Origin of the sequence: Pseudomonas sp. NY15463 (assembly GCF_048068415.1) — a bacterium.
Taxonomy (GTDB): domain Bacteria; phylum Pseudomonadota; class Gammaproteobacteria; order Pseudomonadales; family Pseudomonadaceae; genus Aquipseudomonas; species Aquipseudomonas mosselii_C.
Genome location: NZ_JBLUQD010000016.1, coordinates 1 through 7884, shown reverse-complemented (window position 1 = coordinate 7884; position 7884 = coordinate 1). Strand labels below are relative to the sequence as shown.

8 protein-coding genes are annotated in these 7884 nt (G+C 65.8%); 5 read left to right on the top strand and 3 right to left on the bottom strand.

The window, feature by feature from the left end:
* Positions 1–144: 144 nt before the first annotated feature.
* Positions 145–879: a DUF2076 domain-containing protein gene (locus tag ACNFIC_RS23785; protein WP_416782275.1), complete on the bottom strand. Its 735-nt coding sequence runs from the start codon at positions 877–879 to the stop codon at positions 145–147.
* A gap of 156 nt (positions 880–1035) precedes the next feature.
* On the opposite strand from ACNFIC_RS23785, the gene ACNFIC_RS23780 reads away from it, so the two are divergent.
* Positions 1036–1701, top strand: a complete 666-nt coding sequence (locus tag ACNFIC_RS23780; protein ID WP_138221424.1) for a hypothetical protein — start codon at positions 1036–1038, stop codon at positions 1699–1701.
* A 40-nt stretch (positions 1702–1741) separates the two neighbouring features.
* Here ACNFIC_RS23780 and hrpB read toward each other — a convergent pair whose 3' ends face one another.
* A complete protein-coding gene (hrpB, locus tag ACNFIC_RS23775) occupies positions 1742–4267 on the bottom strand; it encodes an ATP-dependent helicase HrpB (RefSeq protein ID WP_416782274.1) in 2526 nt (841 codons plus the stop codon).
* A gap of 117 nt (positions 4268–4384) precedes the next feature.
* Between hrpB and ACNFIC_RS23770 the strand changes: the two genes are divergently transcribed.
* A complete protein-coding gene (locus ACNFIC_RS23770; RefSeq protein ID WP_138221422.1) occupies positions 4385–4804 on the top strand; it encodes a polyribonucleotide nucleotidyltransferase in 420 nt (139 codons plus the stop codon).
* A gap of 25 nt (positions 4805–4829) precedes the next feature.
* A complete protein-coding gene (locus ACNFIC_RS23765) occupies positions 4830–5699 on the top strand; it encodes a cation diffusion facilitator family transporter (RefSeq protein WP_416782273.1) in 870 nt (289 codons plus the stop codon).
* A 5-nt stretch (positions 5700–5704) separates the two neighbouring features.
* Here the strand turns inward: ACNFIC_RS23765 and ACNFIC_RS23760 are convergent, their stop codons facing one another.
* Positions 5705–6520, bottom strand: a complete 816-nt coding sequence (locus ACNFIC_RS23760; RefSeq protein ID WP_416782271.1) for a DUF6515 family protein — start codon at positions 6518–6520, stop codon at positions 5705–5707.
* Positions 6521–6995: 475 nt separating this feature from the next.
* Between ACNFIC_RS23760 and ACNFIC_RS23755 the strand changes: the two genes are divergently transcribed.
* Together ACNFIC_RS23755 and ACNFIC_RS23750 are read left to right on the top strand one after the other, a co-directional pair.
* A complete protein-coding gene (locus ACNFIC_RS23755; protein ID WP_011535815.1) occupies positions 6996–7472 on the top strand; it encodes an Lrp/AsnC family transcriptional regulator in 477 nt (158 codons plus the stop codon).
* A 53-nt stretch (positions 7473–7525) separates the two neighbouring features.
* Positions 7526–7729: a DUF2788 domain-containing protein gene (locus ACNFIC_RS23750; protein WP_416782269.1), complete on the top strand. Its 204-nt coding sequence runs from the start codon at positions 7526–7528 to the stop codon at positions 7727–7729.
* The last annotated feature ends 155 nt before the right edge of the window (positions 7730–7884 follow it).

Sequence of the window (7884 nt, the reverse complement as noted above, 5' to 3'; positions counted from 1 at the left end):
TTTTGTTTGGTCTGCGCCCGGCTGCCACCGTGGTTTTTTTCTCCGGTGGGGCCGGGGTGGGGGGGTAAATGCCGGGGGGGCCCCCCCCCCCAGGGGGGGGGGGGGGCCCCCCCCGCGACAAGCACAGCCAGTATGCCAGAGCCCTCAGACGTAGTCGTCGTCCGAGAAGAAGCCGCCATCGTCGGCACTGTAGTCGGTGTCGGCGAAGCCGCCCTGGTCATTGCCCCAACCGCTGTTGTCGGCTACCTGGCGCTGGCTGTCCTGATCGTTCCAGCCGCCCTGGTCACTGGCCGGGGCAGGCGCTTCCTTGATCACCTCGACGATCTCGTCAGGCTGCGAATGGTGGCTGAACAGGCTGCTGATGCCTTGTGCGAGCAACACGCCACCCGCAACGCCCGCCGCGGTCTGCATGGCACCGCCGAGGAAGCTGCTCGCACCACTGCGGGCGGGCGCCGCACCGAAGCCTTGCTGCGGCGCCGGAGGCGGCGCATAGGCAGGCGCGGCAGGCTCGCGCCAGCCCCCGGCTGAGGCCGGCGCCGGAGCCACCGAGCGCTGCGGCTCAGGGCTGCGTGCACCGCCACCGAACAGCCCGGACAGGAAGCCACCACCACTGCTGGCGGGGCTGGAGCGGCTCGCCTCCAGTTGCGCGCGGGCCTGCTTGAGTTCGGCTTCGAGCTGTTTGTTCTGCTCGTCCAAACGCTTGAGCGCTGCTTCCTGCACCAGAATCGCCTGGGTCATGTAGTACGGCGCTGCCGGCTGCTGGCGCAGGTGCTCATCGATGCGCGCCTGGGCCTGGGCATCGCGCGGCTGGGCGGGATCCTCGGCTTGCTTGAGGCGACCGAACAGGCCGTCGATCAGGGTTTGTTCTTCAGTGTTCATCGGGGCAACCTCGTGCGCTGAACAGGACATCGGACAGCCTCAAAGATGGGGCGCGGTACGCTGCGATTCAATCGCCCTGGGCATGAAACTTTTTTCAGCATGCAGGCTGTCTGGGCTAAAGTTACGCCCTGCTTTTCTGCCATGCGATGTTGACCGATGAATCCCCTGAGCGTTCTGCGCGACTCCCTGTACTTCTTCCGCCGCCACTTGGTCGGCATCCTGCAACTGTGCCTGCCGCTGGTGGTGATCGAAGCCCTCGGTACCCAATTGCTCTACCGCCAGCTCGGCGAATCGGCCTCACCGGTTTACGGCATGCTGGTCAGCCTGCTGGTCTACCCCCTGTACAGCGCGGCGCTGATCCTTTACCTCGACACGCGCAGCAATGGCCAGGCAGTGCCCAAGCGCGACCTGTTCGCCCGCGCCGTGCAATTGTGGCCAGCGCTGGCGCTGCTGATCCTCATCAGTTCGCTGCTGATCATGGCGGGCCTGGCACTGTTCATCTTCCCCGGTGTGTGGATCATGGTGAACTTGGTGTTTGCCGAGTACCTGCTGGTGCTGCGCGGCCTGCCGGTGATGCAGGCCATGCGCACCAGCGCGAGCATGACCACCGGGCACTTCCTGCGCATCATGCTGTGCATGCTCATGGTGCTGGCGCCGCTGTGGCTGATCGACGGGCTGCTGATGGCGCTGATCCCCGACCCGCAACCGGGCGCACAATTGCTGCTGGACAGCCTCAGCGGCTTCTTGCAGTTGTTCAGCACGGTGGTGCTGTACCGCTTGTTCATGTTGCTCGAAGGCAAAGCCGGGCCCGAGGCGGGCTAGCGTTCGCGCGCTGATCCGCGAGGCGGCGGTCACGCCGCCCTCATGTACCGCGCGGCTTGGCCCGCGCCGTGGCCTCGGCCACCAGCGGATCGTCCGGCCAGTAGTGCTTGGGGTACCGACCCTTCAAATCCTTCTTCACCTCGGCATAGGTGGTGCGCCAGAAGTTCGCCAGGTCCTGGGTCACCTGCACCGGCCGCCGCGCAGGTGAGAGCAGGTGCAACTTGACCTGCTGGCGACCGCCGGCGATGCGCGGGGTGTCGGCCAGGCCAAACAGCTCCTGCAAGCGTACCGCGAGAATCGGCGGGTGTTCGCTGTAGTCCAGGCGGATGTTCGAGCCGGACGGCACGCTCAGGTGCGCGGGCGCCAGTTCTTCCAGGCGCTGGGGCAACGGCCAGGGCAGCAGGTTGCGCAATATCGACGACAGGTCCAGCGCCGCGAAATGGCTCAGCCGTGAAACCTTGCCCAGGTAGGGCTGCAACCAGTCTTCCAGGCTGCCCAGCAACGCCTCGTCACCCAGGTCAGGCCACTCGCTGTGGCCGTCCTTGTCCAGATCCAACTGACGCAGCAGCGCCACCCGCGCCTGCCACTGGCGCAGCTCCGGGGTCCAGTTCAGCAGGTTCAGGCCTTTGCGCCGCACCAGGCCAAGCAGCGCGCGGGCGCGGGCCTCATCGTCCAGGCCCGGCAGCGGTTCACGACTGAGCACCAACTCGCCGACCTTACGCTGGCGCTCGGCACGTAGCACCTGCTCACGCTCGTCCCAATCGAGCAGGTCAAGGGTTTCGACCTGCTCGGCGAGCACCTCATCGAACAGCGCCGGATCGAACTCGGCGGCCAGGTAGATGCGTTCCTCGCGTTGGCCCTGACGGCTGCCCAGGTCGGCGATCACCAGCCAGGGTTGCTTCATCAGCGCGTCGGCCTCACCGAACAACGCCGCGCGGCCGTTGGCCAGGCGATATTCGGCGCCCCCTGCACGGCGCTGCTGGGCGACGCGATCCGGGTAGGCCAGCGCCAGCAACGCGCCCAGCCAGCGCGGGTGGTCGGGATCGGCGACCTGTGCAGCGGATTTGCCACGCAGTTGGCCACGGTACTGCCGGGCCAACTGACGCGCACGTTGCACACCGCCCTGCCCGCCACGCGATGCCTTGCCGTCACCGCTGATCAGGCTCAGGCGGGTGTGCAGGTCGGCGCCGCCCCCACGCTGAATGTCACGTTCGCCCAGCAGCGCCGCGACATCGCAGGCCATCTCGGCCAGCCCCATTTGCTGACCGCGTAGCAACAGATGGGCGATGCGCGGGTGCGCTGGTAGCTCGGCCATGGCCTGGCCGTGGGCGCTGAGGTTGTCGCGGCTGCCGGGCTTGTAGGCACCCAGCCGCGCCAGCAGGTCCTGGGCCTGGGCGTAGGCCGCCGACGGCGGCTGGTCGAGCCAATTCAGTTGCTCCGGCGGCACGCCCCAGCGCCCCAGTTGCAAGGCCAGCCCAGCCAAGTCCGCCTGGAGTATCTCGGCGCTGCCATGGGCGGCCAGTTGTTCGTGCTGCGCCTCGGACCACAAGCGCAAACACACGCCGGGCTCCAGGCGCCCGGCACGCCCCGCGCGCTGCGTAGCACTGGCGCGGGAGATACGCTGGGTGTCCAGGCGGGTCATGCCACTGCCCGGATCGAAACGCGGCACACGCACCAGCCCGGCATCGATCACTACACGCACCCCCTCGATGGTCAGGCTGGTTTCGGCAATGTTGGTGGCCAGCACCACCTTGCGCAGGCCCGCAGGCGCCGGCTCAATGGCCGCACGTTGGGCGCTCAACTCCAGCTCACCGTGCAGCGGGCACAGCAGCACGTCCGGGCGTTCGCCCAACGCGTCCTGCAAGGCCTGGTGTACTCGGCGGATCTCGGCCTGCCCAGGCAGGAACACCAACAGGCTGCCGGCCTCGGTGGCCAGGGCCTGCAACACGCCATCGACCACCCGCGGCTCGATGAACTCGCCGGGCTGCAACGGTCGGCTCCAGCGGATATCCACCGGGTACATGCGCCCTTGGCTGCTGACCACCGGTGCGTCGTCAAGCAGGCGTGATAGTCGCTCGCCCTCCAGCGTCGCCGACATCAGCAGGATCTTCAGCGGCTCGTCGCGCAGCAATGCACGGCCATTGAGGCTCAGGGCCAGGGCCAAGTCGGCGTCGAGGCTGCGTTCATGGAACTCGTCGAAGATCAGCAGGCCCACGCCTTCGAGCGCCGGGTCCGCTTGCAGGCGGCGGGTGAGGATGCCCTCGGTGACCACTTCGATGCGGGTTTTCGGTCCGACCTTGCTGTCCAGGCGGATGCGATAGCCCACGGTTTCACCCACCGGCTCACCCAGCTCGCTGGCCAGCCGTTCGGCTGCCGCGCGGGCCGCCAGGCGCCGGGGTTCGAGCATCACGATGGTCTGCCCGGCCAGCCACGGCGCGTCAAGCAGGGCCAGCGGCACGCGGGTGGTCTTGCCGGCGCCAGGGGGCGCCTCCAGCACGGCTTCGTCTCGTTGGCTCAGGGCGCGGCGCAAATCAGGCAGTACAACGTCGATCGGTAATGAAATCATGGTGGTCCTCGAACAGTCGTCCGAGTATAACGGCGAACCGAGCTGGCCCAATCATGGTCTGAGTCTCAGGCGTGGCGAATGCCCGCCCTCTAGTCGTGCTACTTCCCGGAGAGAAACATGCGCATCCCTTCCCGCGTCATTGGCGGCGCCCTGATCGCCACCTTGCTGACCCAGCTGACGGCCTGCGGCACCATTTTCTACCCTGATCGCCGGGGCCAGATCGAAGGCAAGATCGACCCTGTGGTGGTGGCAATGGACGCCATCGGTATCCTGTTCTACGTGATTCCTGGCCTGATCGCGTTCGGTATCGACTTTGCCACCGGCGCCATCTACTACCCCGGCGGCAAGAGCGCCCAGATCGACCCAGCCAAGCTCAAGCCCGCAATCAAGGCCGACGGTCAGGTCGACAACCTCAAGCTGCAAGCTATCCTCGAAAGCGAACTGGGCCAGCGCCTGCCGCTGGACGACCCACGGCTGATCCAGCACCGCGGCAGCGTCGAGCAACTGGCCGCGCTGGGCCTGGTACCCTCCGCCTGATCCACCTTACGCGTAGACCCCAAGCATGACCGTAACCACCGAACACCAACGCCTGCTGCGCTTGGCTACCCGCGCGTCCCTCACGGTGGCCAGCATCCTGGTACTTAGCAAGGCCGTGGCCTGGTGGCTCAGTGGCTCGGTGAGCCTGCTGGCCGGGCTCACCGACTCGGCACTCGATGCCATGGCGTCGTTTCTGAACCTGCTCGCAGTGCACTACGCGCTGCGCCCTGCCGATGACGATCACCGCTTCGGCCACGGCAAGGCCGAAGCGCTGGCGGGCATGGCCCAGGCGCTGTTCATCGGGGTGAGTGCGGTGTTGATCGGGGCGAGCGCGGTGCAGCGCTTGCAATCACCGCAACCGTTGGGCGACACCGGCGCCGGCATCGGCGTGATGTTGCTCTCGCTGGTACTGACCCTGGCGCTACTGGCGTTCCAACGCAAGGTAATCCGCGCCACCGGTTCGACCGCCGTGCGCGCCGACTCCCTGCACTACCGCTCCGACTTGCTGCTCAACGGCAGCATCCTGCTCGCCCTGCTGCTGGCGCGCTTCGGCTGGCCCCAGCTGGACGCGCTGTTCGGCTTGGGCATCGCCGTGTACATCCTGTGGAGCGCCTTGCAGATCGCCCGCGAAAGCACGGCAATCCTCATGGACAAGGAACTGCCCGCCGACATTGGCGAGCGCATGGGCGAACTGGTCTTGGCGATTCCAGGCGTACAAGGGGTGCATGAACTGCGCACACGGGTCTCGGGCAGCCAGTGGTTCGTGCAACTGCACCTGGAGTTGCCAGGTGTATTGCCGCTGCACCAGGCCCATGCGCTGTGCGTGCAGGCGTCCCAGGTGATTCGCGAGCATTACCCAAAGGCCGACGTGATGGTTCACGCCGACCCGGTGTAGCGGCCTCAGTTGGTGCTGTAGCCACGCCCACTCAAACAGGTCCCCAGGGCGCGGCGGTAGCTATCAGCCACCTGCAAAGGCGGGGCATAGGTGGCGGTGGCCGGGTCGAAGCCGGACTGGCTCACGGCCCAGCGATGACACTGGTAGCGGTCCTGCTCCTGTTGTTCAGGCCCCTGGCCATACAGCGGATAGGCAATCACGTCATAGCCTTGGGGCATTGGCGCTGGCGCTGGTGATGGCGCCGCTGGCGGGTTGACCACCACGTATTCCTGGCTGTCGGCCAGGTACTGGTAATAGGTATCGGCCACCAGGAAGAACAACGCGCCCCCCACCCACACTTCGCGCGCATAGGACGGCAGGTAGCTGACACGCACCCCGTAAGGCGGCGTGACCACAACGTAACCGCCAGCGTGGGGACGGTACCAGTAGCCACCGGAATAGAAGTAATCCTGCCCACGGTACGGCACGCGCCAGTAGCGATCCGGGAACCGTTCGACACTGTGACCTGGCCGATACTGCGGCCCCGGCCCCCAGCCATTGCCATGCCCGTCTGGGCGCCCATCCCAACTGCCCCCTGGCCGCTGTCCTGGGCCGCCGGCCTGCCAATGCCGGCCATCGCCTGGGCGGCGCGGAATATCCTGATAGTTGCCCGGCCGCGCAGGTTGCGTCTGGCGAACCTCGTCACGCGAGTTGAGCGGCGAACCGCGACCACCAGCATGGCCATCCTGCGGGCCATCGCCCGGCCCTTCGGCTAGCACGCCGAGGCTGATGCCCATGCTCAGCAAACCAACACCTGCCAACTGCCAGATGCGCGACCTCATGTTGTTCCTCTCGCTCGATACGCAGACCTTACCGGCCCAGTCTATCCCGGCACCGGTGATCGGCTGATGAAATAGCCGACAGCTTGACTGCCCACCCAATGTTGGATCAACCCAGCCGCGTTCGGTTGCATGAAAGCGCGTCGGTCGGCCACAAGGCAAATAAAAAAGGGAGGCCCGATGGCCTCCCTTTGGGAATTGTTGTCCGTGCTCGGTGCTTGTGACACCGGCTCACCTCACACCGTTTTCTGAACGGTGCGTAGCCCGGGGGCCTGGCGGATCCTGTTGGATCGCTGGCCGCGACGGCCCGTCTGGGGCGCATCGCCGTGGACTGATGTCCGGGCAGTGATTCTGGTGATAAAGATACGCCCGCAGGCACGACACAGGATTGCGAAGATTGCTCTGATAAATAGCACTTGCGCAATTTTTCACCTCGGATCGATAATCCACAGCAATTCGAACAGAAAAGGCCCGTTCCATGAGCAAGCTCGACCGCTACGACCTGAGCATCCTCGCCGAATTGCAGCGCGACGCGCGCATCTCCAACCAGGAATTGGCCGAGCGCATCGGCCTGTCCCCTTCGCCTTGCTCGCGCCGAGTGAAGCAGCTCGAGGACGACGGCTACATCTCCCGCCAGGTCGCGCTGTTGGACCGCAAGAAGCTCGGCCTGAGCCTGACCGCCTACGTACTGATCGGCATGGACCGCCACACGCCGGAGCGCTTCGAGACCTTCGAGGCGGCGATCCGCAGCCTGCCGCAGGTGCTCGAATGCAGCCTGGTGACCGGGATGGACGCCGACTATCAGCTCAAGGTCGTGGTACCGGACATGGACCACTACCAGAAACTGCTGCTTGGCAGCCTGACCCGCATCGAAGGCGTCACCAGCGTGCGTTCGAGCTTTGTGCTCAACCAGGTCCTGGCCAGCACCGAGCTGCCATTGACCCACCTTCGTTAAATTTGCGCCAGCCCGGCGTATGATCAGGTTTTCAGCCTGCCCGGAGAGAACAGATGGATCCCGCCGTATTCGAAGAATGGATGATGATCGTCCTGGTAAGCGTACTGATCGGCTTCATGGGCTTCATCGTCTGGGACTTGGCGAAGAAGTCCAAGGCTGGCCGCTTCGGCACGCTGATCCTGTTCTTCGTACTCGGGCTCGGTGTGCTGGCGTTCATCATCAAGAGCGTGGTGGTGGGGTTTATCGAAGGGGTCTAGGCCGCTCTCCTGGAGCCGCACATAACCTGTTGATTCAGCACGGACCTGTAGGAGTTCACCCAGCCCTGCCGGGCTGCGCTGTCGTGCAGAGAACTGATTTCGCAAGCGCGCCGCGTACCCTGTGGGAGCGGCGGTTCGGCGCCCCGACTTGCCCG